The organism is Dissulfuribacter thermophilus (assembly GCF_001687335.1).
Taxonomy (GTDB): Bacteria; Desulfobacterota; Dissulfuribacteria; order Dissulfuribacterales; family Dissulfuribacteraceae; genus Dissulfuribacter; species Dissulfuribacter thermophilus.
The window spans coordinates 25,866-51,473 of sequence record NZ_MAGO01000003.1 but is presented as its reverse complement, the minus strand read 5'-3'; the positions used below and the strand labels follow the sequence as shown (position 1 = coordinate 51,473).

28 protein-coding genes and 1 tRNA gene are annotated in these 25,608 nt (G+C 42.7%); 16 read left to right on the top strand and 13 right to left on the bottom strand.

Annotated features, from left to right (window positions below; genetic code table 11):
• Nucleotides 1-292: 292 nt before the first annotated feature.
• The 4 genes from hemL (at nt 293) to DBT_RS03230 (ending at nt 3,081) form a co-directional block, all read left to right on the top strand.
• The gene (hemL, locus tag DBT_RS03245; protein WP_067616411.1) at nt 293-1,582 is read left to right on the top strand and encodes a glutamate-1-semialdehyde 2,1-aminomutase; all 1,290 of its coding nucleotides are present in this window, start codon (nt 293-295) and stop codon (nt 1,580-1,582) included.
• Nucleotides 1,583-1,835: 253 nt separating this feature from the next.
• The gene (atpE, locus tag DBT_RS03240; RefSeq protein ID WP_067616410.1) at nt 1,836-2,183 is read left to right on the top strand and encodes an ATP synthase F0 subunit C; all 348 of its coding nucleotides are present in this window, start codon (nt 1,836-1,838) and stop codon (nt 2,181-2,183) included.
• A 126-nt stretch (nt 2,184-2,309) separates the two neighbouring features.
• A complete protein-coding gene (locus DBT_RS03235; protein WP_067616408.1) occupies nt 2,310-2,570 on the top strand; it encodes an AtpZ/AtpI family protein in 261 nt (86 codons plus the stop codon).
• A 115-nt stretch (nt 2,571-2,685) separates the two neighbouring features.
• Complete coding sequence (locus DBT_RS03230; RefSeq protein WP_067616406.1) at nt 2,686-3,081, top strand: ATP synthase subunit I; 396 nt, start codon at nt 2,686-2,688, stop codon at nt 3,079-3,081.
• A 23-nt stretch (nt 3,082-3,104) separates the two neighbouring features.
• Here the strand turns inward: DBT_RS03230 and DBT_RS12670 are convergent, their stop codons facing one another.
• A complete protein-coding gene (locus DBT_RS12670) occupies nt 3,105-3,233 on the bottom strand; it encodes a hypothetical protein (protein WP_279614757.1) in 129 nt (42 codons plus the stop codon).
• A 251-nt stretch (nt 3,234-3,484) separates the two neighbouring features.
• On the opposite strand from DBT_RS12670, the gene DBT_RS12665 reads away from it, so the two are divergent.
• From DBT_RS12665 to DBT_RS03215, 4 genes are all read left to right on the top strand, one after another.
• On the top strand, nt 3,485-3,619 hold the full coding sequence (locus DBT_RS12665) for a hypothetical protein (RefSeq protein ID WP_279614756.1): 135 nt from the start codon (nt 3,485-3,487) through the stop codon (nt 3,617-3,619).
• Nucleotides 3,620-3,621: 2 nt separating this feature from the next.
• Nucleotides 3,622-4,338 carry a F0F1 ATP synthase subunit A gene (gene atpB / locus DBT_RS03225; protein ID WP_067616404.1) on the top strand — a complete coding sequence of 239 codons (717 nt, stop codon included), beginning with the start codon at nt 3,622-3,624 and terminating at the stop codon, nt 4,336-4,338.
• Nucleotides 4,339-4,375: 37 nt separating this feature from the next.
• Nucleotides 4,376-4,723: an ATP synthase F0 subunit C gene (atpE, locus tag DBT_RS03220; RefSeq protein ID WP_067616402.1), complete on the top strand. Its 348-nt coding sequence runs from the start codon at nt 4,376-4,378 to the stop codon at nt 4,721-4,723.
• 170 nt (nt 4,724-4,893) lie between these two features.
• Nucleotides 4,894-5,265 (top strand): AtpZ/AtpI family protein, encoded by a 372-nt coding sequence (locus DBT_RS03215; RefSeq protein WP_067616400.1) that lies wholly within the window; start codon nt 4,894-4,896, stop codon nt 5,263-5,265.
• Nucleotides 5,266-5,314: 49 nt separating this feature from the next.
• Here the strand turns inward: DBT_RS03215 and DBT_RS03210 are convergent, their stop codons facing one another.
• Entirely contained in the window at nt 5,315-7,687 is a 2,373-nt protein-coding gene (locus DBT_RS03210) for an AAA family ATPase (RefSeq protein WP_067616397.1), read from the bottom strand.
• Nucleotides 7,688-7,752: 65 nt separating this feature from the next.
• Between DBT_RS03210 and DBT_RS03205 the strand changes: the two genes are divergently transcribed.
• Together DBT_RS03205 and DBT_RS03200 are read left to right on the top strand one after the other, a co-directional pair.
• Nucleotides 7,753-7,850 (top strand) — tRNA-Sec (locus DBT_RS03205).
• Between the two features lie 756 nt (nt 7,851-8,606).
• Nucleotides 8,607-9,077 (top strand): PilZ domain-containing protein, encoded by a 471-nt coding sequence (locus DBT_RS03200; protein WP_067616396.1) that lies wholly within the window; start codon nt 8,607-8,609, stop codon nt 9,075-9,077.
• Nucleotides 9,078-9,153: 76 nt separating this feature from the next.
• Here the strand turns inward: DBT_RS03200 and uvrB are convergent, their stop codons facing one another.
• The gene (gene uvrB, locus DBT_RS03195) at nt 9,154-11,169 is read right to left on the bottom strand and encodes an excinuclease ABC subunit UvrB (protein WP_067616394.1); all 2,016 of its coding nucleotides are present in this window, start codon (nt 11,167-11,169) and stop codon (nt 9,154-9,156) included.
• Between the two features lie 162 nt (nt 11,170-11,331).
• On the opposite strand from uvrB, the gene nrfD reads away from it, so the two are divergent.
• The 5 genes from nrfD (at nt 11,332) to gltX (ending at nt 18,216) form a co-directional block, all read left to right on the top strand.
• Nucleotides 11,332-12,528: an NrfD/PsrC family molybdoenzyme membrane anchor subunit gene (nrfD, locus tag DBT_RS03190; RefSeq protein WP_067616393.1), complete on the top strand. Its 1,197-nt coding sequence runs from the start codon at nt 11,332-11,334 to the stop codon at nt 12,526-12,528.
• A 188-nt stretch (nt 12,529-12,716) separates the two neighbouring features.
• Nucleotides 12,717-14,075, top strand: a complete 1,359-nt coding sequence (gene sat, locus DBT_RS03185; protein WP_067616392.1) for a sulfate adenylyltransferase — start codon at nt 12,717-12,719, stop codon at nt 14,073-14,075.
• A gap of 28 nt (nt 14,076-14,103) precedes the next feature.
• Nucleotides 14,104-14,460, top strand: a complete 357-nt coding sequence (locus DBT_RS03180) for a DUF6955 family protein (protein ID WP_067616390.1) — start codon at nt 14,104-14,106, stop codon at nt 14,458-14,460.
• Nucleotides 14,461-14,760: 300 nt separating this feature from the next.
• Nucleotides 14,761-16,449, top strand: a complete 1,689-nt coding sequence (locus DBT_RS03175; protein ID WP_067616388.1) for a glutamine--tRNA ligase/YqeY domain fusion protein — start codon at nt 14,761-14,763, stop codon at nt 16,447-16,449.
• 279 nt (nt 16,450-16,728) lie between these two features.
• A complete protein-coding gene (gene gltX / locus DBT_RS03170; protein ID WP_067616386.1) occupies nt 16,729-18,216 on the top strand; it encodes a glutamate--tRNA ligase in 1,488 nt (495 codons plus the stop codon).
• A 93-nt stretch (nt 18,217-18,309) separates the two neighbouring features.
• On the opposite strand, the gene DBT_RS03165 is transcribed toward gltX, so the two are convergent.
• The 10 genes from DBT_RS03165 to lepB form a co-directional block, all read right to left on the bottom strand.
• Nucleotides 18,310-19,221: a menaquinone biosynthetic enzyme MqnA/MqnD family protein gene (locus tag DBT_RS03165; RefSeq protein ID WP_067616383.1), complete on the bottom strand. Its 912-nt coding sequence runs from the start codon at nt 19,219-19,221 to the stop codon at nt 18,310-18,312.
• The gene (locus tag DBT_RS03160) at nt 19,221-20,483 is read right to left on the bottom strand and encodes an amidohydrolase family protein (RefSeq protein WP_067616382.1); all 1,263 of its coding nucleotides are present in this window, start codon (nt 20,481-20,483) and stop codon (nt 19,221-19,223) included. The genes DBT_RS03165 and DBT_RS03160 overlap by 1 nt, the downstream gene beginning before the upstream one ends.
• Entirely contained in the window at nt 20,480-21,547 is a 1,068-nt protein-coding gene (gene mqnC, locus DBT_RS03155; RefSeq protein ID WP_067616380.1) for a cyclic dehypoxanthinyl futalosine synthase, read from the bottom strand. Before mqnC ends, DBT_RS03160 begins: the two co-directional genes overlap by 4 nt.
• Before the next feature lie 61 nt (nt 21,548-21,608).
• Entirely contained in the window at nt 21,609-22,700 is a 1,092-nt protein-coding gene (mqnE, locus tag DBT_RS03150; RefSeq protein ID WP_067616378.1) for an aminofutalosine synthase MqnE, read from the bottom strand.
• Nucleotides 22,700-23,227 (bottom strand): FKBP-type peptidyl-prolyl cis-trans isomerase, encoded by a 528-nt coding sequence (locus DBT_RS03145; RefSeq protein ID WP_067616376.1) that lies wholly within the window; start codon nt 23,225-23,227, stop codon nt 22,700-22,702. The genes mqnE and DBT_RS03145 overlap by 1 nt, the downstream gene beginning before the upstream one ends.
• A gap of 2 nt (nt 23,228-23,229) precedes the next feature.
• A complete protein-coding gene (locus tag DBT_RS03140; protein WP_067616374.1) occupies nt 23,230-23,652 on the bottom strand; it encodes a DUF1178 family protein in 423 nt (140 codons plus the stop codon).
• A 37-nt stretch (nt 23,653-23,689) separates the two neighbouring features.
• The gene (locus tag DBT_RS03135) at nt 23,690-24,070 is read right to left on the bottom strand and encodes a hypothetical protein (protein WP_067616372.1); all 381 of its coding nucleotides are present in this window, start codon (nt 24,068-24,070) and stop codon (nt 23,690-23,692) included.
• A gap of 25 nt (nt 24,071-24,095) precedes the next feature.
• Nucleotides 24,096-24,290, bottom strand: a complete 195-nt coding sequence (locus DBT_RS03130; protein ID WP_067616371.1) for a hypothetical protein — start codon at nt 24,288-24,290, stop codon at nt 24,096-24,098.
• Between the two features lie 33 nt (nt 24,291-24,323).
• Nucleotides 24,324-24,662 (bottom strand): FtsB family cell division protein, encoded by a 339-nt coding sequence (locus DBT_RS03125; RefSeq protein ID WP_067616369.1) that lies wholly within the window; start codon nt 24,660-24,662, stop codon nt 24,324-24,326.
• Between the two features lies 1 nt (nt 24,663).
• On the bottom strand, nt 24,664-25,311 hold the full coding sequence (gene lepB, locus DBT_RS03120) for a signal peptidase I (protein WP_067616367.1): 648 nt from the start codon (nt 25,309-25,311) through the stop codon (nt 24,664-24,666).
• 26 nt (nt 25,312-25,337) lie between these two features.
• Between lepB and DBT_RS03115 the strand changes: the two genes are divergently transcribed.
• Nucleotides 25,338-25,607, top strand: a complete 270-nt coding sequence (locus tag DBT_RS03115; protein ID WP_067616365.1) for a hypothetical protein — start codon at nt 25,338-25,340, stop codon at nt 25,605-25,607.
• The last annotated feature ends 1 nt before the right edge of the window (nt 25,608 follow it).

Below are 25,608 nucleotides of genomic sequence, written 5' to 3'. Positions count from 1 at the left end.
GACCGTGGCCTGTGGAAAGGGCTGTGCAGGGCCGCAATCTTCTGGTTCATGCCCGTGAGTCAAGGGGCAGGGAGGATGATTGAATGGGACTATCTGTGGCCAGGCGCTTTCCGAGGATAACCACCAAGTATCGAGGAGGCAAAGGCGGGGGGTGCCTCCACCCTCGCGTCTTTTGCCTGGCCCTATTGTGATTTGGACGGAGTCCTGGCCATCACTCAGGGCTTCTTGCCTTGTATAGGGCTTATGTATATAGTGAAAAAAATTTTTATTACTAATTCCTAGGAGGACAGTAATGGGGCAGAACATTTCCAAGATCTATTTTGAAAAGGCAAAAGAAGTGATTCCAGGTGGCGTAAATAGCCCTGTGCGCGCTTGTAAGTCTGTGGGATGCGATCCTCCATTCGTAAAAGAGGCACAAGGGTGTTACATATATGATGAGGACGGTAACTTTTATATAGATTACGTGTGTTCGTGGGGTCCCATGATCTTAGGGCATTTACATCCCCATGTTGTATCCGCCGTGGAGGAGGCGCTTAGGCAGGGTACAAGCTTTGGCGCTCCAACATGGAGGGAGGTAGAATTGGCTGAGCGTATTACGCAGCTCGTGCCTTCCATTGAAAAGGTGAGGCTCGTAAATTCTGGTACTGAGGCTACTATGAGCGCCATCAGGCTAGCCCGGGGGTTTACTGGCAGGAAGAAGATAGTGAAGTTCGACGGATGCTATCATGGGCATGCAGATTCATTTCTTGTGAAGGCAGGCTCAGGGGTGGCCACTCTCGGTATACCAGGAAGCCCTGGTGTGCCTGAAGAGATAGTTGCCAATACCATTGCAATTCCATTTAACGACTTAGACGCCCTCAAGGCCGTCTTTGACAAAGAGGCCAAAGAGATTGCCGCTGTCATAGTCGAGCCTGTGCCAGCCAATATGGGGGTAATCCTGCCAAAAGAGGGGTATTTGGAGACTCTCAGGAAGTGGACTAAGGAACTCGACATTGTTTTAATTTTCGACGAGGTCATTACAGGCTTTAGGCTTGGGCTAGGAGGAGCACAGGAGTATTTTGGGGTCATCCCGGATCTTACTTGTCTAGGCAAGATAATAGGAGGCGGCCTTCCTGTTGGGGCATATGGTGGAAGAAGAGATATAATGGATATGATAGCCCCTGAAGGACCGGTCTACCAGGCAGGGACCCTATCTGGGAATCCTCTTGCCACTGCCGCAGGCATTGCAACCTTGGATGTGCTCATGAGGCCAGGTACGTATGAAGCTCTGGAAGAGAAGGCTCAAAGACTTGAGGAAGGGCTGTGTAGTGTGGCTGCTGATCTTGGGATAACCTGTGCCACCCAAAGGATTGGCTCCATGATGACCACGTTCTTTGGAACCTCTGGGCCAGTAACCAATTTTGACGATGCCCTTTCATCCAATACTGAGATGTATGGTGCATTTTTCCGGGAAATGCTTGAACAGAATATATGGCTTGCCCCATCCCAGTTTGAGGCGGCCTTCGTATCATTAGCGCACGATTGGGAAGACATTGAAAATACGATTGCTTCGGCCTATGAAGCAATGCGCGAGCTTGTGTAATTTTTTTTTAAAATTGACTGAAATACATCCCTATGCTAACTCAATCTTGAACAGGCTGAAAGGTAGGGGCGCAAATACCTTAACTACCTTCTGGGAGACAGGACTCAGGAAGACAGATGAAGTTGCTGGGCCTAAGCCTTAAAGAGTCAGCTGCAGATTTTTTTTTAAGAGCTGCCTATTATAGGTTTTTGAGAGGAAGTGGCTTAAGCATATTTGGAATAAAATAGAAGTAAATTAAAAAAGGAGGGGTTTTATGAGAAAGAAGAGTTTATTGATTTCTAGTCTGAGTTTTTTGTTTGTCTTGGCCTTCAGCGCACTGGCCATGGCCGCAGGTGAAGGAGCTGGAACTGCAGATACAGGGCTAATCATGGCTGCCTCACTTATAGCAGCAGGTCTGGCTGTCGGCGGCGCAGGTGGCGGATGTGGTGCTGGAATGGGTAACTGTGCTCGAGGCCTCCTTGAGGGAACTGCCAGGAACCCTGAAATGGCTGGTAAGCTGACTGTGTCCATGTTCATTACCTTTGCTCTTATTGAAACATTTACTATTTACGCCTTGGTTATTGGTCTGATTGCCCTTTATGCCAATCCTTTCCTTGGATAAGGGACGAGACTTACGGCAATGGTAGGCAGATCTACCGAATTTTTTGATTCAGGGAAATGGCTCCAGCCCACTGAGCAGTAAAAACACCTCCTCAGGACAAGGACTGGGGCCCCATCATGTTGAATTATGAGACCTGAGACCAAGAAACACCTCAACGAAATCCTGCGTAGCCTATCCCACGCATCTACTATGGGCGTAGCCATGGTATTCTCAACCTTTGCCGGGGTCTGGTTCGGTTACTGGCTGGACAGAGACGTCTTTGATGGGAGGACCCATCCATGGTTTACTATAGTCTTCTTCCTATTCGGACTTGCAGGAGGTATAAGGAACCTGTTTTTGTTGAATGATCGGAACAAGAGAAAGCTGGAACAATGGAGCAGGGAATAGCTATGAAAATAGCCTTAACCATGAAGATGAGTTGGGAGAGAAGAGAAAAGAGCCTATGTAGGAGCATCGGAGACTCCGAGATCTTCCAAAGGACTGGGATGTTGAGGATTGGGCCATGTTGATGTGGATAGGCGAGCTCGATGAAGGCCTTGCAAAGCGGTTTTTAATCGGAATCTGGTTTATCCTGGTAGCGTTGCTTGCAGGGGCCAATGTCTGGTGGACCCCTGAAGGTGTAAGGGGAATTGCCCTTGGTGGAGTGGTTGCCGCTTTGAATGCTGTCGGCGTCTTGAGAGACACGAAACGCATCGTAAAATGGCGTTCCCAGATAGTATACTTTATAGGAATGTTTACCAGGCTGCTCCTTGCCATTATAGTAATCGGTACCTTTGTTCTGAAATTCCCTGGTAAATTCAGTTTGGTAGGGATATTTGTTGGTGTCTCAGTAGTTCCAATTACCTTTTTTCTGCTGGTGATCCAGATGAAGCTTGTAAGGAAGAAAAACCCAAACTAGGCTGACATCTTAATCACGATACACTATTTGGGGTTAAAATGACGAATTGTCTGGGAAAATGCTAGAGATTTTCCCTCTTCCATTAGACTAATGGCCGCAGCCGAAGGTCTGGCTATCCATGGGTAGAGTGGTCCCTTCTGGTATAAATTCATGGCTGACGATGTTTATGTCCTAGATGATGGTTATATTGGAATTGAAACAGAAAACTGAGTGAATTAATACTCAAACTGCTGGGTTTTTGAGTGGTCTTTTGCTATTGACACCCCATGGGGTTTGTGCTAATAACGTATGTTCAAGTAGGGAGCGTATTTGTTGCTAGCTCCCTATATTTTGATGTATGAATGAGGCAATATTCAGTGCAATAGGTTGATTTGAAAAGAAATTTTTTTGACTGTTGCGCTGAATGGCGATTCATTCAATCGTTTTCGATAGATTGGGAGTACTTCAAAAAGGGGAGGATATTAGAGGGGTTATCTTGCCGCTCCTTTTTGATCAATGCAATGAACCACTATACATAATCTTTAAGGAGGCCCTGTAACTATGGAACATCCGTTGCTTTTTTTGTCCATTGTCTTGGATGCTCTAGGCCTGCCTGCCCATGGGGGGGACACAGTTCTTGCCCAGGTACTGGCGCCACACATGCAGTATGACTATTTGGCCATGATTATATGCGTCGTATTGGCAATATTGGCCACCAGGCGCATGGAGATCATTCCTAGGGGACTACAGAATGTGATGGAGATGTTTGTCGGCGGACTAGAGGATTTTGTTACAGAACAGGTCGGTGACAGACAGAAGGCTAGGATGATCTTCCCTATGGTCGCTACCTTTGGATATGTGATTCTGATCTCCAACTATATGGGGCTCATTCCAGGCTTTATGTCGCCTACTGCCAATATCAACGTAACCCTTGGTTATACAGTTATAGCGATCGTTGCCTATCATGCCCTGGGTATCCGGTTTCACGGCTTCAAGTACATCAAGCATTTCATGGGACCTATTCCGGTCATGGCACCCTTCTTCCTGGTAGTTGAAACCTTCAGCCATATCGGAAGAATCGCCTCGCTCTCCATTCGTCTCTTTGGGAATATGATGTCAAAGGAGATGCTGCTGGGGCTGCTCTTCACCATGGCTGGACCATATTTGGCACCACTTCCAATCATGTTGTTGGGCACCCTGGTCTGTTTGTTGCAGGCATTTATTTTCGTAGTTCTGCCTGTTACATACTGTGCAGAGGCAATGGCTGAAGCACATTAGGAATAAAATAGAAAAAATTATAAAAAGGAGGAGTTTGATGAAAAGGAAGAGTTTATTGATTTCCGGTCTGAGTTTTATGTTTGTCCTGGCCTTCAGTGCACTGGCCATGGCCGCAGGTGAAGGAGCCGGAACTGCAGATACAGGGCTGATCATGGCTGCCTCACTTATAGCAGCAGGTCTGGCTGTCGGCGGCGCAGGTGGCGGATGTGGTGCTGGAATGGGTAACTGTGCTCGAGGCCTTCTTGAGGGAACTGCCAGGAACCCTGAAATGGCTGGTAAGCTGACTGTGTCCATGTTCATTACCTTTGCTCTTATTGAAACATTTACTATTTACGCCTTGGTTATCGGTCTGATTGCCCTTTATGCCAATCCTTTCTTGGGATAAGGGAAGAGATTTACGACACAGGTCAGACAGAATTCCCAGAGGGGACCCCAATGAAGTATAGCGGTGAAAGTAACTTTCACCGCTTTTTTGTTTTTTTGAGAGGGGCCCTAGCCGACAGAGATGTAGTAAACACTCGAGGATCGGGACCGGGGTTCCCTTCATGCTGATTTATGAGACCTGAGACTAAGAAATACCTAAATGAGATCTTTCGTATTCTAGCCCATGCTTCCACCATGGGTGCTGCCATGGTCTTTTCAACCTTTGCCGGGGTCTGGTTCGGTTACTGGCTGGATACGGACGTCTTTGAGGGAAGAACCCATCCATGGTTTACTATAATCTTTTTTCTATTTGGATTGGCAGGAGGTATAAAAAACCTGCTTTTATTGAGTAATCGGCTGAAGAAAAAGACAGAACAGTGGAGTAAGGAAGAACGTGAAAAAAGCCTTAATAATGCGAAAAAACAGGCAGAAATAAAGACAGAGCCCAAGCCACAGACCCAAAAGTCTCAAGACCTTCCAGAGGACTGGGACGACGATGATTAGGCTCTGTTGATGGGGGCAGGCGGGTCCGATGAAGGTCTTGGAAAGTAACTCAGCCACCTAGTGAATTTGTAGCATTAATGATTCTCCCACCAGATGGACCGCCCCCAGGTTCAAACTCTATGATCATGTTTGCTGCATCTAATATCAATTCTTCGTGGTCAATTATAATCACAGTCATACCATTATTCACAAGAGTTTTGATCTGGTTTACTAGTGACCGTAGATCATCTATATAAAGCCCAGCACTAGGTTCATCTAATATAAGCGCATGGTTAGTAAGGGATTTTTTTGCCCTTATTTTCTTAGACAATATGAGGCTTAGGCGGAGTCTCATGCGTTCGCCTCCAGAAAGGGTAGAAATGGGTTGCCCTAAGACAAGATAGTGCAATCCAGAACTAACAAGGGATTGTAGGGGGGAACGAATTGCTGGAATTCTTGAAAAAAAATTGACCGCTTCACCAACAGTCATAGACAACACTTCATGAATATTTTTTCCCTTGTAGTAACATTTCATCACGTCCTCTCTGTAACGCCTTCCATCACATATAGGACATTTGACATCTATAGGTGGAAGGTATTTGAGATCAAGGTTTGTGTAACCGGTTCCTTTACATTCTGCACATCGCCCACCATCTTTTGATAGACTGAAAAAAGAACTCATGAACCCTCTGAGCCTAGCTTCTTTGGTCTTTGAAAAAAGTTCTCTAATTTCAGTGAATATCCCTAGGTACGTGGATATTAAAGACGTCTTTCCCCCCCTTAAAGGAGATTGGTCAAGAATATGGCAAGTCAGCCTCCTATCTTTTAGCTTCGGTACCAGGGTCTTCATGGCAAATGTAGTCTTACCTGAACCTGAAACCCCAGTAATTACTGTGATGGCATTTAATGGAATTTTTATGGAGGCCTCATTATGAATCCTAACTGTAAGGTGAGTTGAAGGGGCTCTATGGGGTTTGATCCGGTTATGGGTTGTATCCTTTTTGACTGATCTAGAAGAATTTATCCCGTTATTTTTGCCCTGTGTTTTTAAATATTCTCTTACAGGACCATTGAATACAACTTTTCCTCCTCGTTCTCCGCTGCCTGGCCCCAATTCGCATACCCAATCGGAATATTTTAAGATTGATTCATCGTGTTCTATTATAAGTACTGTGTTCCCTGTTGCTTTTAGCTCATCAACAAGCTTTTTGAGGAGGCCAAATTCCTTTGGATGAAGCCCGATGGTGGGCTCGTCTAGAATCACTAGTGTGCCGCTAAGGGCCCTATGTATTTGGACACAGATTCTGAGTCTTTGCAGTTCTCCTCGCGATATTGAAGTAAGGGGCCTTGATAATTCGAGATAAGAAAGATTAGCTTTTTGTAAGGTTGCCAATTTATCCTTGAGAGAAGTGTAAATAGGACCTGCTATTTCGTGCTCTATAGAAGAGGAGGAGAAACTATTTAAAAAGCTAGAAACTTCCAAAACATTTTTTTCCAGGACTTGGGTGTATGATAGCCCATGAAGTTTTAGTGTTCTACTAAACGGACTCAAACCAGTATTGTCACACGAATTGCAGCCACTGCCTTTACAGTCTGGACACTGTCCCAGAGGGTGCCTACGAGATAGAAGGTGAGGGCCCAATTCCGGAAAATTCGTCAGGCATCTAGGGCAGGTCATGTCAAGAGAGAATTCTAGAGATTCCTTTTGGGAAACACCTTTTTTAGGCAATATAAGGCACCTAATGACTCTTGAGCCCAGGGATTCTGCGACTCTAATAGCGTCTTCGATTCTAGCATCGACTCCTTCTTTTAAGATGAGCCTGTCAATTACGATGTTTACCTTTTTGAGGTCTTTAACTTTGTCAAGGTCTGAGATGTCTTCTACTAAAATGAATTCGTCATTTATCTCTATACGGACAAAACCCTGTTTTATGATCCATTCCAACGCCTCTTTTAGGGGAATAGTGGTGATTGGTTTGGGTATTGGGGTCATGATGGCAAAAGGCGTTCCTGGAGACAATCCCAGTAGATGGGTTTTAATTGAGGATATGGATGTCTTTTTTATTGGGATATTACATGAAGGGCAGAAAGCCTGCCCCAATATTGAGAATAGGAGTCTTAATGGGGTAGAAAGGTCTGCGTAAGAGGCAAGACTGGAACGGCTTGTGAACCTTTCTGGGATTTGATCCAGATATATTGTTGGAGGCAGGCCCTTAATAAATTCTGCTTTGGGTCTATGAAAATCATTGAACGACCACTGTTCAGCCTTTAGGCCTAAACCCTCTAGATAGAGGCGCTTGCCTTCCTTATATAAGACCTCTCTGGCCAGAGTAGATTTCCCCGAGCCAGAGGGCCCTATTAAACAAATAACCTTCCACAAAGGGAGTCTGAGTTCATCTATTTTTAAATTGTTTTCAAATACTCCTCGGATTACAATCTCCATGTTTTAAGTTTTCTCCATATGCTATATCTTGACAGCCTTTCAAAATATATATAAAAATTTTATTTGGAAGCGGAAAGGGCGCTGGTGGCCCTCCCGGACTTCAAATCCGGTGCACGGGGTGAGGAGCCTCGTGGGTGGGTTCGATTCCCATGCGCTTCCGCCATTTTTTTTACCTGTCTTGCCTGCATGCTCACAAACAAAATCTTTGAATTCACTATCTCAATTCCTTTTCAATTTTCTTTAGTGCCTTCTTTGTGATCTAATAATTGGTGAGGACATATCTCAAACTACATAAAAAATAAATTAATGGTATTTATGAAAGTATCCTTCTAAACTTTATTGCAGTCCGCTTTTATTTTGTTTGTATTGAAAATATAGATAAATTTAATAGAAAAATGCTAGTTATGTTTCATGGTAGTTAATATTAGAATTAACTGCCTATAGGTGTTGCAAAGCTAAGACATTTAAGATTTAATATATTACTGGACAAATTTTAAAAGTTCGATAAATTGTCAGTCGTCTTTTTGGAGATAGTAATGAGGTCAGAGGCTTTAGAGCAGCGTCCAACAAAAAAAATATTAAGGTCTTCGACTCAAATGTCCAGCGAATAAGGGAAAATACTCAAGCACTTTTTGATTCTATGGGTGACTTCGAAGTACTGGTGGGTGAGGACCGTAGAATAGGGGGCACATGAAATAGAGTGCTAAATCTTCATGGAGGGTTTGGTATGCGAAAATTGTTATAAAGCATTCGTGCCAAAAGGATCACCTAGGTACTGCTATTATGGGGAGAACCTGCAGCAGTTTTATTGGTCGATAATAACATAGTTTGGCACGGTTTTAGCTTTAAATAAAAGGATAAACTAACTTATGCATGGTCTTTATATCTTTAATTGTAGATTTTATTAGAGGGAAAGATTATGGATTGCCCATTTTTTGCAGATGACATTTGTCTAATCCCGGATAGCGGTATGTATATCCCACTAACTATCCACAAAGATTTTTATTGTCTGGGCAGATATTCAGAATGTGTAAGGTATAAGCAGTATGAAAATTCTGGCAGAGAAAAAGAAGATGATAGGAGAAAGTATAACAGGATAAGGAAAATTATACCCTGTGCAACGCAGACGGCACCAGATCAGCCAAATAGTTTTACAATTGACATGAGTCTTGGTGGAATGCGGATTATGCTAGCAGAACCATTGAAACAGGGGGAATGCTATGACTTCTGGCTATATGGTGAAAATAGAAGGCCATTAATGGATATAACTGCATGCGTCAGGTGGACAAAGCCAAGTTTTTTAGACGGTTGGTATGAGGCAGGTCTGGCTTTTACACCATCAGTCCATGAGGAATATAGGGAGAGGCTGGTTCAAATATTGAGTAGCTAAAGCAGTTCAGGATTAAAGGCAAAATTCCCCTAAGTTTCCAGATTGTTGGAATAAAATTCCATTTTTCTGGAATATGCTATTTTTTTGATTCCAGACGGACTCTTAATTCCAAAAATTGATCCCTTAAAATTGCGGCGCGTTCAAAATCCAATTGCTTTGCAGCCTCTTTCATTTCTCTTTCGATTTTCTTCAGAAGCTTCTTTAAATCTCCTTCACTCAGATCTGTTCCGTGATAAAGGGTATCCTTTTCGCCCAGAGTCTCTGAAGTAATCTGTTCTTCTGTCTCATAAAGGGCTGCAAGGGCCTCTTTTGGGGATTTCATGATAGTTTTGGGTACAAGGCCATGGTCTAAATTATACTGTTCTTGAATAGCCCTCCTCCTTTTTGTCTCTTCCAAGGCCTTTTTCATTGATTCAGTAATGGTATCACCATAGAGTATGACAAGCCCCTCTGAATTTCTGGCAGCACGTCCTGCTGTTTGAATGAGAGAACGCTCTGATCTCAAAAAGCCTTCTTTATCTGCATCGAGTACTGCCACAAGGGATACCTCGGGCATGTCGAGCCCCTCTCTCAAGAGGTTTATGCCTACAAGGACATGAAAATCCCCCCTCCTAAGTCCCTGGATAATTTTGCTCCGTTCAATGGTAGAGATGTCTGAATGGAGGTACTTGGCCTTTATACCCAAGTCATTTAAATAATCTGTAAGTTCTTCTGCCATGCGTTTAGTGAGGGTGGTGACAAGGACCCTGTGATTTTTTTTGAGTCGTTTCTGAATTTCACCAATAAGATCGTCAACTTGATTAGTAGCTGGCCTTACCACCATCTCAGGATCCAAAAGGCCTGTGGGTCTAATAATTTGTTCCACAACTTCTCCTCTAGCCTGTTGGAGTTCATACGGGCCTGGGGTTGCTGACACATATATTACCTGAGGTACCATGCTTTCGAATTCCTCAAATGTTAGAGGACGGTTATCTAGCGCAGAAGGTAGCCTGAATCCGTAGTCTACTAGGGTCTGTTTTCTTGATCTGTCGCCTCTAAACATGCCTCTAATCTGGGGAACAGTAATGTGGCTTTCGTCAATGAAGACGAGAAAGTCTTTTGGGAAATAGTCAAGTAGAGTAGGAGGTGGGTCACCAGGTTTTCTCCCGGACAAATGCCTTGAATAATTTTCAATGCCGGGACAGTATCCCAATTCTTCCAGCATCTCCAAATCAAGATTTGTCCTTTCTTCCAAACGCTGGGCCTCTACGAGTTTTTTTTCATTCCTAAGCTCTCGAAGGCGTTCTTCGAGTTCTGCCTTTATGGTCTTAATGGCGCGTTTTAGTCTGTCCCTTGTAGTTACATAGTGGCTGGTAGGATAAATAAGTACACTTTGAATGGCCCCGGTCCTTTTTCCAGTAACTGGATCAATTATGAATATTTCTTCTATCTCATCACCAAATAGTTCTACTCGAACAACTCGGTTTTCTTCATGGGAGGGGAAAATGTCGATAATGTCTCCCCTAACCCTAAAGCTACCCCTTCTAAGGTCGTGATCCACCCTTTCGTAAAGCATGGAAACGAGGTGATCGATAATCTCTTCCCTTGAACGAATGTCCCCTTTTTTTAGAAAAAGGTTCATTTCTTCGTATTCTTCCGGAGATCCTAGGCCATATATGCAGGAAACGCTTGCGACAATGATTACGTCGCGTCTAGTCAGTACTGCCCTTGTGGCACTATGTCTTAATCGGTCAATAAATTCATTTATAGAAGCATCTTTTTCGATGTAGGTATCCGATTGGGGAATGTAGGCCTCTGGTTGATAGTAATCATAGTAGCTCACAAAATATTCCACTGCATTCTCGGGAAATAGGGCCTTAAGTTCTCCAAATAGCTGGGCTGCCAGGGTCTTGTTTGGCGCAATGACTAGGGTGGGTTTCCCACACCTGTTTATAATATTGGCCATAGTAAAGGTCTTACCAGATCCTGTGACACCCAAAAGTACCTGGTGGCGTTTGCCAGCAAGTACTCCTTGAGATAGTTTTTCTATTGCCTTGGGTTGATCACCACTGGGGCTGAAGGGCGCTTTCAATTTAAAAGTATTGTTTTCCATTTTTTTGAAAAAAATCCTTTCGTGTTAGTGATTGAAAATTATAATTTTTGCTTTTTTTTACAATTAGTTAACCAGCAAAAAAATAGCTTCCTTTTTATTGCATGTCTACAAATAAGGTGCTATCGTTTAAATAAAAATTCACAAGAATCAAGGAGGTCAGCCATGTCAAAATCAACATCTGTCCCTATTGAACCGAGGGTTGCAGGGCATATAACTTCTCCGTTGCCTATATATTTAATGTTGGCATTTGCGTCTCTAACTGTAGTGGGCATTTCCTTTGCTCTTCATGCAATGATTGTTGGTCATGATCACGTATTTGGTACTACTAGAGAAGTACCATGGGGTATCCTTATATCTGGATACGCATTTTTTGCATGTTTATCAACTGGGCTCTGTATAGTTGCTTCTTTAGGCCAGGTTTTTGGTATTGAGAGTTTTAAGCCAATAGTAAAAAGGACAGTGCTTTTGGCAATAGTTGCCATAAGTTGTGCCCTAATGAGCATCTCCCTAGAGCTGGAAAATCCATGGCGAGTCCCAATATATGCAGTATTGAGTCCACATCCAGAGTCAAATATTTGGTGGAAGAGTACTATTTATAGTAGTTATTTGCTCTTAATGGTGATTAATTTCCTCATGCTCCACAGGGAAAATTATAAGGCAGCCAGAATCTTTGGAGCGCTTGCGCTAATTGCTGTGAGTGCAGCAAATCTTAACATGAAGGCTGATATGTCGTTAGTTGGTTCAAGGCAGTTTTGGGTGGAACAGTACATGCCTCTTTACTTTTTCACCTATGCCACCCTTCTCGGTTGTGCTGGGATCCTTTTTTTTAATTGGTTCGCCTTTAAGGTCAAGGGCGAGGAACCAACTAGCGGAGAATCAAGGGCGCTTAGTGCAGTGGGCAAGCTCATGATGGTGCTCTTATGTATTGCCGCAGTATTTACAGGTTGGAAGGCATATTTGGGTTATAATCCCGCTCTAAGTCATAATCCTGAGGCCCTGATATATTTGGTTCAGGGTGACTATTCTACCAACTTTTGGTTTGGAGAAGTTGCTCTTGCCATTGTAATACCACTGCTGATCTTGGTTAGTACAAGGGCCAAAAATATTACTGCACTTTCAGCAGCTGGATTGATTACTCTTGTTGGAATCTTCTTTAAATATTACGATCTTGTCATAGTTGGTCAACTAATTCCTCACTTTCATGAATATAATATAGTCAATATTCCACAATACTATAGTTATGTACCATCTCTTCATGAAAATATGATGTTAATTGGTGGAATTGCTTTAGCTTTTACCTTATTCCTTTTTGGTGAAATAGTTTTCAATACTCCTTCTGATTCGTCTGAACAGCAGTAAATTTTCTCACATTTAATAGTCTTATAAAGGCCCCATTTGTTGGGGCCTTTTGTTTTTTGTTTCACATTATTTCCTTAATTAAAAATAAAAAATATACGAAATTTGTTCCCTTGTAATGGCTGATTTGTTGTGCTATCTTTCGAATTCCTAAGCGGAAATTCTTATTAAAAAACCAAGGAGGTGTCCGAATGTCACGTTTCTTAATTAAAAGGCCATTGCCTCATGGAGGCAGACTCGTGGAGCGCGTTGTTAGGGACCCTGAGCGTGCGAAGAAGATGATCAAGGGGTGCCCCACCTATGACATCCAGCCAACACTTCATTATGAAACAGGTGTTCCAGTTAGAAATGTCTATCGCGAGATTATGAGTATCTGCTATGGATTTTTCAGTCCCGTAGAAGGCTCCATGTGCCAGGCCGAAGTAGAGAGGATCTTAAAGGAGAGGAGGCTATTGAACGAGTGGATCTTCCCATATCCACTTGTTTTCGACATCAGCAAAGAAGATTACAAGAAGCTTGGTGTAGGCTCTGGTGACAGGCTTGTCCTCAATCTCAAAGGTAAGCCTTTTGCAATCCTTGATATCGAGGAGGTCTGGGAGATCTCAGATACAGAAGAGCTTGCACACAAGACTTTTGGAACTCCCGAAGATAATCCAGAGGTTGTAAGAGAAAGGTTCAATAAAAAACATCCTGGTTGGGTTATTTATAAGAGCCTCAATCCAATAGTCCTTGCAGGTAAGTACACCATCATTAATGAGCCAGTATTTCGCCCACCCTTTGACCGTTTCTGGTATCCACCAAGAAAGGCAAGGGAAGAGTTTGACAAGAGGGGCTGGAGGACAGTCATTAACCACCAGACCCGTAATGTGCCACACGTTGGCCATGAATTCCTAATGAAAAATGCCGCCTTTACAGGTGACCTTGAACCCTGCCATGGTATTCTTGTAAATGCTATCATTGGTGTGAAACGCCGTGGTGACTATCCAGATGAGGCTATCTGCGAAGGTCATGAGGCTGTCAACACCGGTGGCTACATCAAGAATTCAAGACACCTTCCAACAATCTGTCTCTGGGATATGCGTTATGGTAACCCCTTGGAGAGCCTCCTCCATGGAATCATTCGTCAGAACATGGGATGTACACACCACATGTTCGGACGTGACCATGCAGCAGTAGGTGAATACTATGATAAGTGGTCAACCCAGATCCTCTGGAATGAAGGGATTCCAAGTTTTGGGTTTGATGCACCACCAACTGACGTCCCATATGGACTCGAGATCAGACCACAGAACATGAGAGAATTCTCCTTCTGCCCAACCTGTAAGGAGATGGCATACAGCGAGACCTGTGGTCACGAGCGTGAGAAGCTCAGCGGAAGCTTCCTCCGCGGTATGGTTGCACAGGGTGTCCAACCCCCAAGCATCATTATGCGTCCTGAGGTATTCAAGGTAGTTGTGAAGTGGTGGAAGCACTTTGGTTATCCATTCTGCAACGAGAAGTACGTGATTAACAAAGAGAAAGAGTTGGAAGTGGACTTAAAGGACCTTTAAAATAGAATGTTTGTAAGGAGGTAAGAAAATGGCAGATTATTTCATAGATGTCCTTCTGGATGAAAATCGTATGGCCAAGCTAAAGGGCACTGGCCTTGAAGATAATATCAAATACAGGTTTGCTGGCGAGCTCAAGCTCGTGGAGGTACACGTCTCTGAAGAGACCAAGAACAAAGTTCTCGAAACATTTGATACAGCAAGAACCGACTCAAGGAACGCTATCACCGATGTTCCTGTTGCCTTTTTGCGTGAGCTCTTCAACCAGGTGGCAGAGAAAAAGTCCCTTGGTGATGACGTAGTCGAAGCAGTTCTTGCAAAATCTGATGAAATTAAAGAGCTTGCTGCAAAGGAATCAGAGTTCCTGCCAGCTCCTGAAATTGATTAATCCATTAAAAAGAACATAGCTTTTTGAGGAAAAAGCCGCTCTATTATCTTAGAGCGGCTTTTTAAAGTTATTAAGTTGTTATTAGGTAGTTGTTTTGTTATTGTGTGCACTATTACCTCCTTGACTCTCTGTGAAGGGAGAAAAATATTTGGTCATTATAGAAGTGCAACAAGGTGTTTTAAACTTCAGATAGTTGGCTAAGTAGGAAATGACACTGTGCAATGAATAGCGAATATAACAACTACTTAATAATAACTTAATAACTATTCAATAATTAATAAATAATGGAGTTCTCAAGCCATGAAAGATAAGGTGCCACCTAATTTTATAAAAGATATAATTGAGCATGATCTCTCAACTGGTAAACACAAGACAGTCATTACAAGATTTCCTCCTGAGCCAAATGGTTATTTACATATTGGCCATGCCAAGAGTATCGTGCTCAACTTTGGCCTAGCCGAGGAATTTGGCGGTAGGTGCCACCTAAGATTTGATGATACAAATCCTACTAAAGAGGAAGAGGAATTTGTTGAATCAATAAAAGAAGATGTGCGCTGGCTCGGCTATGATTGGGGAGAGCATCTTTATTTTGCATCTGACTATTTTGAAAGACTCTATGAATATGCAGTAGAACTCATAAAACGTGGAAAAGCATATGTATGTGATCTTAGTCCAGAGGAGATCAGACAATATAGAGGCACCCTCACTGAACCAGGAAAAGAAAGTCCATATAGAAACAGGAGTGTAGAAGAGAATTTAGATCTCTTTGAAAGGATGAGAAAAGGCGAATTTAAGGAAGGAGAAAGGGTGCTTAGGGCCAAGATCGATATGGCCTCAGGAAATATCAACATGAGGGATCCAGTACTTTATAGAATACTGCACGTCCCACATCACAGGACAGGTGACAAGTGGTGTATTTATCCTACTTATGATTTTGCCCATTGCCTTTCAGATTCAATAGAGGGAATAACTCACTCAATATGTACTCTGGAATTTGAGGACCATAGACCCCTTTATGATTGGATACTGGATGAACTCGAGGTCCCTTGCCATCCTCAACAGATTGAGTTTGCGAGATTAAATCTAAGCTACACAGTAATGAGTAAAAGAAAGCTCAAGGAGCTCGTGGAGAAAGGCTTTGTGGATGGCTGGGATGATCCAAGGATGCCCACGATTTCAGGACTCAGGAGAAGAGGCATTCCCCCATCTGCCATCAGAGAATTTTGTAAGAGGATAGGGGTGGCCAAAAGGGATAGTGTCGTTGACATAGCCCTTCTCGAACACTGCATTAGAGAGGAACTTAACAAGACTGCACCTAGGGTAATGGGAGTCCTAAGACCACTAAAGGTGGTTATTGAAAATTATCCAGATGGAAAGACAGAAGAACTTGAATGTATAAACAATCCAGAAGACCCTGATCAGGGCACCAGGCTAGTGCCATTTTCTAAGGTTATCTACATCGAAGAGACAGATTTTATGGAAGATCCACCCAAGAAATTTTATAGGCTTGCTCCAGGTAGGGAAGTTAGACTTAGATATGCATATTTTATAAAGTGTGTTGACGTCATCAAAGATTCATCAGGTAAGGTTGTAGAGCTGAGATGTATTTATGACCCAGAGACTAAAGGTGGTAATGCCCCAGATGGCAGAAAGGTAAAGGCAACGCTCCACTGGGTCTCCCAGGCCCATGCTGTTGACGCAGAAGTAAGGCTATATGACAGGCTGTTTAAAGATCCAAATCCAGACAGGGGGAAAGGTGGGCCACACTTTACAGAGTTCTTAAATCCTGAATCACTGGTGGTTTTAAAAGGCTGTAAGCTTGAGCCAGGGCTTGCCAATGCCAAAGTTGGCGAACGTTATCAGTTTGAACGTCAGGGATATTTCTGCCTTGACTCGAAAGATTCACGGCAAGATCAATTGGTATTTAATAGAATTGTGACGCTAAAGGATACATGGGAAAAGTTAAGGCGCCGAAAAAATAGTTCCTAAATCCTGCACGGCAAAAGGGGGCAAAAATGAATTATTTACGATTTTATAGAGTATTAGCTAACATCTGGCTTTTCACGAAATTCACTTTTTGGGTGAATCTATATTTTGTGTTTTTGCTCCCTTTTGCCGCCCTTTGGGATTGGCGATTTTGCCCAATCTACTTTGTCGCTCGGGGCTCGAAGTACCTAAGTACGTCTTCGCCCCTCGCTCCTCGTATCTTGGGCAAACTCGCCAATTGCAGGATTTAGGTAGTTGATGAAAAGGAGAGGATGTTAAGAGATGTCTGAAGTAATTGTAAGATTTCCGCCGAGTCCCACAGGCTATTTACACATTGGTGGGGCTAGAACCGCTATTTTTAATTGGCTATACGCAAAGAAACACAATGGAAAGTTCATTTTGAGGATAGAGGATACCGATGTTGAGCGTTCGACAAAAGAGTCTGTGGAAGGAATCCTCGATGGACTCAAGTGGCTTGGATTAGACTGGGATGAGGGGCCATATTTCCAAAGCGATTTTCAGGAAGAGCACATCGAGACCGCTAAAAGACTCCTGAATGAAGGGAAGGCCTATAAGTGCTTTTGTACTAAAGAGGAGTTAGAAAGAAAGAGGAAACAGGCATTACAGGAAAAGAGAAGTATCGGTTATGACGGGACGTGTCGGAATCTAACAGAGGCGGAAATAAGAGAAAAGGAGGCCATGGGGCTCCCTTATGTTATTCGCTTTAAGGTCCCGAAGCGTAGTGGTCGTATAGGCTATGATGATCAGGTCCTGGGTCGGATTGAAAAGGATTACTCTGAAATTGAGGATTTTGTCATTGTACGATCCAATGGTAGGCCTCTATATTTGCTTTGTAATGTTGTTGACGATATCAGGGACGGGATTACGCATATAATTCGTGGCCAAGACCATATGGCCAATACTATTCGTCAAATTCTTATTTATGAGGCCCTTGGAAAACAGCCTCCAGTCTTTGCTCATATGCCCCTTACCTTGGATCCAAAGAAGAGAAAGATCTCGAAGCGTACCCACGGAGAGGTAGTCAGCGTTCAATTTTATAGAGAAAAGGGGTTTCTGCCTTGGGCACTGGTAAATTTTTTGGTGTTACTTGGATGGCATACCCCTGATAACAGAGAGATTTTTTCTAGGGAAGAATTAATCGAGGCATTTTCATTAGAGGGCATAAGCAAGGCTAACTCCGTATTCAACTTTAATCCTGAGGATAAGGAGAAACAGAAGAAGTTTTTTACTGATCCCAAGGCCCTTTCCATAAATGCTCATTATTTAAGGACAATCCCCGTGGAGGAACTTGCTGAATATGTAGAGAGGGAATTGAGAAACGAAGGGCTCTGGGATGAATCATATGCAGGCGATCGGAGAGAGTGGTTCCTTGGAACTATTGATCTCATCAGGTCAAGGTTTCATACATTAAAGGACTTTGTTGGAGCTGGCCGAGCATATTTTTCCGATGAATTTGAGATAGATGAAAAGGCCTGGAAAAAGAACATTGTAAAACACCCTGAACTTAAGGAACTACTTCCTGAACTCGCCCAAAAACTGAAAACTCTGGAACAGTGGACCCTGGAGAGTACTGAAGAGGTAGTTAGGGATTTTTGTGAGTCCAAAGGAGTGAAACCGGGTATAATTATCAATGGAATCAGGACATTGATAACTGGGCAACTCAAAGGACCAGGCATTTTTGATTGTATGGTGGCAATTGGAAAAGATAAGGTCATTGAGCGCTTGGAATCAATCGAGAATATAAATTAGCCCCTAATTTGTTTTGGTCTATTTATCCTGCATGTCGAATGGTTGAGGTTCGGCATGCAGGATTTATTTCGCCATTTATTGAGGGTTAGAGTCCTAAAGAAAATTCAATTCAGGCATTTTATCTAACACGTTAAGATCCTTTAAAAATTTGAAATATAGGAGGAGCCCCTCTCTCTTTCGGTTGTCAAAATCGAATTCGATCCCTCTTAGGTAAGAAAGGCAATGTCCTGGGGTCATTGGGATCCTGGGAGCCACTTTTTTACTTATGGTCTCTATATCTTTTTCCCCAATATTGAGGCATGCCTGGATGTGATTATAGAGTTCTTTATATGCCTCTGGATTTTCAAGGACCGCATGTCTATCTAAGGCAAGGACGGCAAATACAAAGGGTAGGCCTGTTTCCCTCATCCAGATCTCTGCAAGGTCATAGACATATTTGAAGTTTGGTAAGCAATTGTCTAGTGGCCCTTCTGGTTCTACGGATGGAATAGCACAATCACTTGTGGATGACGTGGTGATATCGTTTGAAAATTGCTGCGTCAATAGTCTAAGGGCCTCGTCGCCAATCGCTAGGTAGGGGCTATTTTTCCTCTTTGCATCTTCTATAGTTCCCCTTGAAAATGAAAAGTCTTTGTTGAATTTGAGCCCATAAAAGCTTGAGAGAATAATCCTTAGTAGCATTACAGAAGTAGCCGTTTTAGGGGTAATGGTAATGCTAATGTTTCTTATATCTTCAATGGGGACTGGACTCAATAATAGGACGCTTTTTACAGTACCAGTGGCGCTGATTGAAATATCCCTCAACAGAAGATATTTTCTGTAATTTTGGCCATATTCAAAGGAAGATACAAGACCTGCCTGGATCTTTCCTTGGTTTAATAACTGATTTAAGAGGGAAGGTGGGCCTTCAACCACTTTCCATTGTGGGGGATCACCAATTCCCCTCCATGGTAGGTAGAAGGGAGCAGTGTTTATGAAATTTACGATTCCAACCTTTAATAACATTACCAGAGGACCTCGATCTCAAAGGCCTCTTTCGATCCTCCCCATATGATGCTCTCTTCGACTTCCTGAGGGGAGGATGGGATGTTAGAGCCAGAAAGGGCAAGTATAGGAGAATTTTTCCCAGACTCAATAGAACCAAATTGAGATTCCAGACCAAGGGCCATGGCCCCTCCCAAAGTGGCGGTTCTGATGATTTGAGATGGTGGGCAATTAGGGGCAAGTCGGGAAAGTGCAGTCATTTCTGCAAAAAGATCTAGCTTGTCATTACTTGCAAGGCTGTCAGTGCCAAGGGCGCAGTTGATTCCCTTTTCAAACATTTTACTTGCAGGGGGCGTCCCCACCCCTAAAAAAGTATTGCTTCTGGGGCATAGGCACACGTTTGCTCCTGTAGCCTGAATTACATCGAGATCTCCATCGGTTACATGAACGCAGTGGACAAGTAGAGAATTTTTGTCAAGTAACCCTAATTCGTGTAAATAACTGATGGGGCCTTTGCCAGGAATACGTAGCCTTTTTAAGTCGCGGCCACGGGATTTGAGTAAATCAATCATGGGGCCGCTTCCGTTTTGGAGATATTCCATTTCCTCTGGTGATTCTGCAACATGCAGAGTAAAGGGAAGACCACTCAAATTATTTCTATGTTTTATCTCCATAAGTGTCTTTTCTTCTACTGTGTGTACTGCATGAGCAGAAAGTGTCACAGGCATGGGACAATTAACTGCAAAAATTGATTCCGCTTCTTTGTGAAAATCAATATTAAATTGGGGATTCTGTTCACCAGTGGCTTCTTCTGGTTGTATTATTTCCAAGAAATGTATTCCCCTAACAGGCCAGTTATTTTGGGCTTCATGCATCATGGACGGGACCAGTCCAGTGTTGCCAACGTCTCCAATAATGATTGCCCCCCCACTAACTAATTCATCTATTGCCTTTTCTATGGCTGGAATCCATTCCTCTGGAGAGATATTTTCTCTTGCCTTTATGAGGGCATTGATCCAGGCAGAAAAGGATCCAGAGGGTGTCAATCTCCATTTTAGAGGGGAGAGTTCTAAATGGCAGTGAGCATTTACTAATGCTGGCATGAGGACGGCCTCGGGATGAGGTACTTCCTTATGGCCTGGAAACCGAATTCTTAAGTCCTTTGCAGGGCCGACGTCTATTATCTTGCCTTCAAATATAGCTACTGCCCCATCCCTAATGGGCTTTTGACTGATGGGAATTATCCATGGAGCACTATGTAGGACAACAGGAGTAGTTTTCATTCTAAAAGGTCCTTTTTCACTAAGGTATAGTCCATGAGCCTCTGTTTGGGGGTAAATCCAGCTTCATTTATGAGTCTTCTTATTTCTCTTTCAGATAGTCTATGAGATACGCCGGTTGCTGCCACCACATTTTCTTCTATCATGGTGCTGCCAAAGTCGTTTGCACCAAAAAACAATGCGATTTGAGCAACCTTAGGGCCTTGGGTAACCCATGAGGCCTGGATATTTTGAAAGTTATCAAGAAATATTCTGGAAACAGCAAGGGTCCTTAGATAGTCATCCCCAGTTGAGGGCGGAACAGAAAGCGCTGTATTTCGGGGTTGGAAAGGCCATGGAATAAAGGCTGTAAAACCCTGAGTCCTGTCCTGGAGGGCCCGGAGTTTAGACAGGTGCTCAATACGTTGAGCCTTGGTCTCTACATGGCCAAACATCATAGTCGCTGTGGTACGCATACCGAGCTCATGGGCCTTTTCCATGACTAAAAGCCATTCATGAGAACTGGCCTTATTAGGCGATATAATAGCCCTTACGCTATCTACGAGGATTTCAGCGCCACCACCAGGTATGGAATCAAGGCCACTTGCCTTAAGACGCCTTAATACGTCTTCAATGGAAAGGCCTGAAAGTTTAGAGATGTGGATTACCTCAGGAGGACTGAGCGCATGGATGTGAATAGAAAAGTTTTCCTTTATAAAGCTAAACAGCCTCTCATAATATTCAATTGATAGTTCGGGATGTAGCCCCCCTTGAAGTAAGATCTGTGTCCCCCCTAAGGCTAGGGTCTCTTCAATCTTTTTTTTGAGTTCTTCATCGCTCAGAATGTAACCTTCTGGGTCTCCTGGGGCCCGAAAATACGCACAAAATTTACAGCCAGACAGACATATATTTGTATAGTTTATGTTTCTATCAATGACATAGGTTACTATTGGCTCTGGATTGATCCTGTATCTGATATCATATGAAATGGCACCCAGATCAGTCAATGGCGCTGAATTAAGTAGAGTCAATGCCTCTTGTTCTGTGATTCTTTTTCCCTGGATAAGCTTTTTGTATATATGTTTCATGAAAACCCGTTTAACTTAATGCCCTGATACTATACGGTATTTATTTGAAACAACAAATTTTTTAAGTTGGAATCTCATTGTACAACGTGTCTCTTTCAATAGGAATCCTACCTGCCGCTTTTATAATCCTCTCAATTTCATCTCTGGACAAGGCCTTTTCCGTCTCTGCCCCTGCCATGTGGGTGATCTTCTCTTCAAGTACTGTCCCATCCAGGTCATCAGCACCAAAGGAAAGAGCTATCTGGGCTACCTTGGTCCCTAGCATTATCCAGTAGGCCTTAATGTGAGGGAAGTTGTCGAGCATTAGACGACTAATGGCAATGGTTTTTAGATCATCTACTCCACCTGTAGGCGATATGGATTCTAACTCAGTATTTTTGGGATGAAATGCAAGAGGAATGAAGCATAAAAAACCTCCAGTTTCATCCTGAGCTTCCCTCAATGCTATTAGGTGATCCAGACGTTCTTCAATGGATTCTATGTGACCATAAAGCATGGTTGCATTAGATTTAATGCCCATTCTATGAGCTGCCTTTGCCACCTCCAGCCACCCTTGACCACTCAATTTTTCTGGGCAAAGCCGTTCTCTAATCCTAGGGCTAAAGACTTCAGCACCACCACCTGGAATGGAGCCTAGGCCTGAATCCACTAAATCTTTCAGAGTGTCCTCTATGGATTTATCTGCGATTTGTGCAATATGCGCGATTTCGACACATGTAAAGGCCTGGATGTGACACTCTGGCCTGATTTTTTTTATCCTTTTCAACATTTCCAGATAAAATTCGTATGGAAGGTCTGGATGACATCCTCCTACAATGTGAATCTCTCTAATTGGTTCGTTTAATCTCTTTTTTACTTCATCTTCAATGTCATCCAGGGTCATTTCAAAGGCATGAGGAGAACTTTTTTCTTTACCAAAGGCACAAAATTTACAGAGATTTTTACAAACATTCGAATAGTTTATGTGCTGATTATAGATATAAAAGGTTTTGTCTCCATTTAGCCTTTCTCTTATAATATTGGCAAGGAAAGCAATTACAGGAAGATTCTGTGTTTTGAAGAGTCTAATTCCATCTTCTCTGCTAAGACGTTTGCCTTGAATGACCTTTTCGTAAATTTGAGAAAGGCCTTCTTTTTCAATGAGAGCCTCCATCACGACATTCCACCTAACTCAGTAGTTGTATGTGCTCCATTTTCTGGTACTTCTTGGGCTGGTATCTGTTTAATCTCAGGTTGAGAAGATCTGACTTCCTTAATATAGACCTCAAAATGGAGGACTTGTCCTGCTAGAGGATGGTTAAAGTCGAGCATTATGGCACCATCCCACACTGCACGGACAACAGCTGGGCGCTTAATTCCGAATTCATCAGGAGCCTTAACTACTTTTCCTATTTCTACTGGTTCTGTAATCCTTTCAGTGGCTACTAAACAGACCTTTTTAGGGTCATAGAGACCGTATGTGTATTGAGGGGGGACAGGTATTAAACTGGTATCGCCTGGAGCTAATCCAATAATTCCATTTTCTACTGGTTCTGGAAAATCGCCCTCTCCACATACGAATGCCACAGGTCCTCCAGCCTTTTCAGATGAATCGATTACTTTACCAGTTTTTAATTTGACTACATAATCCATTACTACCCAATGGCCTTTTTCAATCTTTATCTCTATACGTTCTTCCATAGTTATGTACCTTGTGCCCTTTTTTTAGGGACGGGGATCTTAAAAAAATCGATCCCTTCATCCTTCAATATTTTTTCCTGTTCTTCTGTTGCGATACCTCTTATATTTTTGGGCTCCATGAGACCATAATGCATCTTTAAGGCGGTCTCAGTAAACTTGATGCCTACATCTTCAGTATTATTTATTACATAGTCTTGAACTTTTTTCAGTATCTCAAGTGCGATATCAGTCTGTTTATTCCCTTCTGAATTCCTCTGGCTGCCTTTGAGGATTGCAAACGAAGAGGGATGTTTTCGAATATTGGAACTTCCGCAGATTGGGCATACAATTAACCCTTTTTCCTTCTGATCTTCGAAGGATGCAGAATCCTTAAACCATGCCTCAAAAATATGGTCGTTTTCACATGCTAGGTCGTATGCAATCATAGACAAGAAATAACACTTTTGTTAAAGATTCGCAATTCTATATAGGGGGTGTTGGAGTGAAGATGTCGTGTATGATTTGAAAGAGAGATCTGGTCAGTGAAAGTAATTTATCTGCCTCAATTTTGGAAGAAGATTTAGGGTCGGCTTCATCTAGAATTTGTTTTAGGAGTTCAGAAGCTTTGGTAGCAATATCTTTGGAGTCTGTGAGGTCGAAAATGAGCGACTGCAATTTATTTAGATCAACTGGTTCTAAATTCAGGTCTTTTCTTGGAAACGCCTCCCGCACTGCCTTAACAAGTGAGATTGCACAGTCTTTACACTTTAATTTTCCCTTTGAAAAGTCTTTCTCCTCAATGGCGGTCTCGGCCTCTTGGAGATTCATCCTTGCATATTTTAAAAACATTTTTGTCCTGATCATGGTGTCTAATTTACGAAATTAGTATTTATTCTTCGCCTCTCATATTTTTATAAAGTTTTTTAGTGAGGATTTCATCCGCTATTTCACACAATTCAAAAATTTCCTCTATGAGATCTAGCATTTCCGCCTGTCCGTCAGGGGTGCGGTAGTCAAAGTCCTCTTCCCATTGTCCGCTTTTTAAATATTCTTTGAAAGCCGTTACATCTCTTTGTCTTAACATTTGTCCCGTCTCGAAAAGAATGTTAAATCTATTTTATTTCTCGTTATGGAATAAATAAAGTAATTCGTTGTCTCTAACCCAACCGAGCTCGCTTCTTACTAGTTCTTCCTGGGCCTTTTTATCTTCTTTTAATATTTTAATTTTTTCCTGCAACAACTGGTTGTGTTTGGCAAATTGGACCTGTTGGGCAATTAAATTGTCACGTTCTGTCTTGAGCCTATGCAGTCTCCATAGTCCAAATGGCCCAATTGTTACCCATACGAATAAAAAAAACACAAAACACATTAAGAGCTTTTCTCTAAGATTAAGTCCTTGTGTCTTTTTTCTCTTGGCTCTAGAGCCTCTAGGTGTCCTTATTGAGGAATGGTGCATATTATTTAATTAGATGGCCAATTCTATTAAGTCTAGGCCTAAAATGTTGTGAATCCCATGACCAGTATATTATAAAGGCTTTTCCCTTCACATCTTTAACCGGGACAAAGCCCCAAAATCTGCTGTCATAACTTTGGTCTCTATTGTCTCCCATGACGAAGAGATGACCTGCAGGTACGACCACTGGCCCAAAATTGTCTCTCGGTTGTACTGATGCTGGGAGAATCCTGGGATCAGTATGTTGTACTCCGGGTGGATCAGGGAAGAGTGTTCCGTTCACATAGACCTTTTTGTCTCTGATTTCAATCGTGTCACCAGCAACTCCTATCACCCTTTTTATGAAGTCCTTAGAACGGTCAACTGGATAAATGAAAACGATTACATCACCCCTTTTGGGTTTGGAAAATTCGATCCAGGAATTTCTGGTGATGGGATTTCGGACCCCATATGCCATTTTGTTAACCAGTATATGGTCACCAATAAGCAGAGTTTTTATCATGGAGCCTGAGGGTATCTTGAATGCCTGAACAAAAAATGTCCTGATAAACAGTGCGAGAATAAGGGCAATTAGTATTGCCTGGGCATATTCCCATAAGACTGCCTGCCATGATCGTTGAAATTTTTCTGCTTCCATCTTCTTTGACAACATTTTACGGGAGTCTATCTCTCTTTTAGATGGAAATCAACCCGGATTATGCAGCTCGCAAGTTTGCCGAAGATGCGAGGCGGAGGGCACGCAGACGTACTTTGGTACTTCAAGTGCCCGACAACAAAGAGACCTCGGTAAGATTGCGAGCCCCTTGCGGCTTCAAATGCCTGAGGATTTATTACGGATTGAACTTCACCTTTTGGGTGAAGGCACAACGGGAAAAGATGCATGCTAACTATGCAATAATTCATAGAAATTACTTTCTTCAGGCATTTGAAGTGCATAATCCGGGATAAA

Excerpts from the sequence above, each read along its gene's own strand:
- DBT_RS03135 (WP_067616372.1), bottom strand. The coding sequence starts at position 24,070 with ATGATCAGGACAAAAATGTTTTTAAAATATGCAAGGATGAATCTCCAA.
- DBT_RS03115 (WP_067616365.1), top strand. The coding sequence starts at position 25,338 with ATGGAAATCAACCCGGATTATGCAGCTCGCAAGTTTGCCGAAGATGCG.
- atpE (WP_067616410.1), top strand. The coding sequence starts at position 1,836 with ATGAGAAAGAAGAGTTTATTGATTTCTAGTCTGAGTTTTTTGTTTGTC.
- lepB (WP_067616367.1), bottom strand. The coding sequence starts at position 25,311 with ATGTTGTCAAAGAAGATGGAAGCAGAAAAATTTCAACGATCATGGCAG.
- sat (WP_067616392.1), top strand. The coding sequence starts at position 12,717 with ATGTCACGTTTCTTAATTAAAAGGCCATTGCCTCATGGAGGCAGACTC.
- DBT_RS03140 (WP_067616374.1), bottom strand. The coding sequence starts at position 23,652 with ATGATTGCATACGACCTAGCATGTGAAAACGACCATATTTTTGAGGCA.
- DBT_RS03210 (WP_067616397.1), bottom strand. The coding sequence starts at position 7,687 with ATGGAGATTGTAATCCGAGGAGTATTTGAAAACAATTTAAAAATAGAT.
- DBT_RS03180 (WP_067616390.1), top strand. The coding sequence starts at position 14,104 with ATGGCAGATTATTTCATAGATGTCCTTCTGGATGAAAATCGTATGGCC.
- DBT_RS03160 (WP_067616382.1), bottom strand. The coding sequence starts at position 20,483 with ATGAAAACTACTCCTGTTGTCCTACATAGTGCTCCATGGATAATTCCC.
- DBT_RS03230 (WP_067616406.1), top strand. The coding sequence starts at position 2,686 with ATGTTGATGTGGATAGGCGAGCTCGATGAAGGCCTTGCAAAGCGGTTT.
- gltX (WP_067616386.1), top strand. The coding sequence starts at position 16,729 with ATGTCTGAAGTAATTGTAAGATTTCCGCCGAGTCCCACAGGCTATTTA.
- mqnE (WP_067616378.1), bottom strand. The coding sequence starts at position 22,700 with ATGGAGGCTCTCATTGAAAAAGAAGGCCTTTCTCAAATTTACGAAAAG.
- DBT_RS12665 (WP_279614756.1), top strand. The coding sequence starts at position 3,485 with ATGGCGATTCATTCAATCGTTTTCGATAGATTGGGAGTACTTCAAAAA.
- nrfD (WP_067616393.1), top strand. The coding sequence starts at position 11,332 with ATGTCAAAATCAACATCTGTCCCTATTGAACCGAGGGTTGCAGGGCAT.
- DBT_RS03175 (WP_067616388.1), top strand. The coding sequence starts at position 14,761 with ATGAAAGATAAGGTGCCACCTAATTTTATAAAAGATATAATTGAGCAT.
- DBT_RS03130 (WP_067616371.1), bottom strand. The coding sequence starts at position 24,290 with ATGTTAAGACAAAGAGATGTAACGGCTTTCAAAGAATATTTAAAAAGC.
- DBT_RS03200 (WP_067616396.1), top strand. The coding sequence starts at position 8,607 with ATGGATTGCCCATTTTTTGCAGATGACATTTGTCTAATCCCGGATAGC.
- DBT_RS03125 (WP_067616369.1), bottom strand. The coding sequence starts at position 24,662 with ATGCACCATTCCTCAATAAGGACACCTAGAGGCTCTAGAGCCAAGAGA.
- uvrB (WP_067616394.1), bottom strand. The coding sequence starts at position 11,169 with ATGGAAAACAATACTTTTAAATTGAAAGCGCCCTTCAGCCCCAGTGGT.
- DBT_RS03165 (WP_067616383.1), bottom strand. The coding sequence starts at position 19,221 with ATGTTATTAAAGGTTGGAATCGTAAATTTCATAAACACTGCTCCCTTC.
- atpB (WP_067616404.1), top strand. The coding sequence starts at position 3,622 with ATGGAACATCCGTTGCTTTTTTTGTCCATTGTCTTGGATGCTCTAGGC.
- hemL (WP_067616411.1), top strand. The coding sequence starts at position 293 with ATGGGGCAGAACATTTCCAAGATCTATTTTGAAAAGGCAAAAGAAGTG.
- atpE (WP_067616402.1), top strand. The coding sequence starts at position 4,376 with ATGAAAAGGAAGAGTTTATTGATTTCCGGTCTGAGTTTTATGTTTGTC.
- DBT_RS12670 (WP_279614757.1), bottom strand. The coding sequence starts at position 3,233 with ATGAATTTATACCAGAAGGGACCACTCTACCCATGGATAGCCAGACCT.
- DBT_RS03215 (WP_067616400.1), top strand. The coding sequence starts at position 4,894 with ATGAGACCTGAGACTAAGAAATACCTAAATGAGATCTTTCGTATTCTA.
- mqnC (WP_067616380.1), bottom strand. The coding sequence starts at position 21,547 with ATGAAACATATATACAAAAAGCTTATCCAGGGAAAAAGAATCACAGAA.
- DBT_RS03145 (WP_067616376.1), bottom strand. The coding sequence starts at position 23,227 with ATGGAAGAACGTATAGAGATAAAGATTGAAAAAGGCCATTGGGTAGTA.
- DBT_RS03235 (WP_067616408.1), top strand. The coding sequence starts at position 2,310 with ATGAGACCTGAGACCAAGAAACACCTCAACGAAATCCTGCGTAGCCTA.